We start from the raw sequence: 238 nt of genomic DNA on the forward strand, positions 1-238 counted from the left end.
CCTGCTTGCGCGTCAGGTTGGCGTCCCAGCACTTGTCGTGTTCATGAACAAGGTTGACCAGGTCGACGACGAAGAGCTTCTCGAGCTCGTCGAAATGGAAATCCGTGAGCTTCTGTCTTCCTACGAGTTCCCGGGCGACGACATTCCGATCGTCAAGGGCTCTGCGCTGGCAGCCGTTGAGAACCGTGACGCAGCGATTGGCCGCGACGCGATCCGTGAGCTGATGGCAGCTGTTGAC

1 protein-coding gene is annotated in these 238 nt (G+C 59.2%); it reads left to right on the forward strand.

Annotation, left to right across the window (positions count from 1 at the left end; all coding sequences use genetic code 11):
* The coding region (locus E1180_RS00355) for a GTP-binding protein (RefSeq protein ID WP_244313914.1) at positions 1–238 on the forward strand (238 nt) is incomplete at both ends.

It is taken from the genome of Roseibium denhamense, from assembly GCF_009711415.1.
Taxonomy (GTDB): Bacteria; Pseudomonadota; Alphaproteobacteria; order Rhizobiales; family Stappiaceae; genus Roseibium; species Roseibium denhamense.